Origin of the sequence: Paractinoplanes rhizophilus, from assembly GCF_042664765.1 — a bacterium.
GTDB lineage: Bacteria > Actinomycetota > Actinomycetes > Mycobacteriales > Micromonosporaceae > Actinoplanes > Actinoplanes rhizophilus.
Genome location: NZ_JBHTBJ010000104.1, coordinates 1 through 1,515, shown reverse-complemented (window position 1 = coordinate 1,515; position 1,515 = coordinate 1). Strand labels below are relative to the sequence as shown.

At 64.8% G+C, this 1,515-nt stretch carries 1 protein-coding gene; it reads right to left on the bottom strand.

The window, feature by feature from the left end; genetic code table 11:
- Positions 1-363: 363 nt before the first annotated feature.
- Complete coding sequence (locus ACFQS1_RS40390; RefSeq protein ID WP_378978354.1) at positions 364-1,122, bottom strand: dienelactone hydrolase family protein; 759 nt, start codon at positions 1,120-1,122, stop codon at positions 364-366.
- Positions 1,123-1,515 lie beyond the last annotated feature (393 nt).

The following is a 1,515-nucleotide window of genomic DNA, read 5'->3' as shown; positions in this document are numbered from 1 at the left end:
CCTACGCGCAGCACCCCGACCGGTTCACCCGCCGGCCCCGCGCACCCCAGCTCCCCGAAAAAGCCTGGATCAACCAGCCAACAACCGAGGCACAAACCGTCTCAATTTGACTTGACAAATTCCGGATCGCTTCGACAGCGTCGGCACGGTCCGGGCCGAGCGCGGTGAAGAACTCCTCAAAGGCGGCCTTGGAGCGTTCGGGCGTTGTCGATGTGGTCGGCCACGACCCGGGTGACGATCGCGTCGGCTGCTTCCCAGGAGCAGCGCAGCAGCCGGGCGATGCTCGCCTTGTGTCGGCCTCCAGCCAGACCTGGCAGGCACCGAGTCCAGATGCCGCCACCGACGACGCGGGCTCCAGCAGTGTCAGGAACTGCTCGGTACGCCAGCGCTGCCCAGGTGCCTAGCGAAGAATCGGATCGAGCTGTCGATTTCGAAAGCCGGGATCCGGAAGTGGCCACCGGGGTTGGCGTGCAAGGTCTTCTCGACGGAGCCGAGTGCGTCGAACAGCTTCATGACTGCGTCCCGCGGATGGCCTTCATCGTCCCACTGCAGCAGGTACTCGACCGGGATCGTGATCCGCGCTGCAGTGTCCAGAAGCCAGTCGCATGCCATGAGGCCGAGGACCGCAGCAGTGATCCGGGGTTCGGCCGCGACAAGGCGGATGCCCGACTCCCCGGCAGCGGACAGGCCGTAGTACCCGACGGGCTGGCTGTCGCCAACGGAGTCCAGTTTCTGCAACGCGTCCAGGGTGGTCTGCCAGTCGGGGATGAGTTCTCCCGCTACGGTTTCGTAGAGGGCAGGCAGCGCGGGTCCAAAGGGCTCGCCCGCAGCCTTTCGTCCGTCGATCAGCGCAACGAGCCGCCGGATCTCCGGATGCTCCGGCCTGTCACCAGCACCTGGCGCGTCGATCGCGGCGACCGCAAAACCGCAAGCGGTGACGTACGGGAAGGCTCGAGAGACGACCTCCCATCCCTTCTTGTGCTGGCCGCCGCCGTGCCCTATCAAGACCAGTGGACGGGGACCGGAACCTTCGGCGGGCGTCCAGAGCACTCCAGGGATGTCGCCGACAGCGAAGAGCTGTTCGCGGATGCCGTCGGCGACGGATTCTGCGGTGATACGCATGGAGGAATTACACCGACAATCCCGCTGACGCGGCGAGTCAATTTTCAGTCGCGCCGGCGACGGTGGTGGCCGCCGCCCGTTCATCTCCTCGCCAGGGTTCCAACTACCCACACCCCGTTTCAACTGCCGCGGCTCGGCTCAACCGATGACGCTGCCATCGAGATCGACATCGCCGCCTAACGCGCTCAGCTTCGCCAACCGAGATTCACAGTCACAGCGCGACCCCGCCGAGGTAGAGGTAGAAGCCGAAGCCACGTCGTTGGCTAAGACCGCATCTCATTAGGGGTTGTTGAGTTCCAACATCATTCGTTGTACGGGCGTGAGTGATGTGGAGAAGTACTGCCCGGAGTCGTTGTGGTGTCTCGTGCAGCCGTTGCTGCCCCCGCACCCGGA

What these genes read in the sequence shown, in the direction of transcription:
- ACFQS1_RS40390 (WP_378978354.1), bottom strand. Translation starts at nt 1,122, where the DNA reads ATGCGTATCACCGCAGAATCCGTCGCCGACGGCATCCGCGAACAGCTC.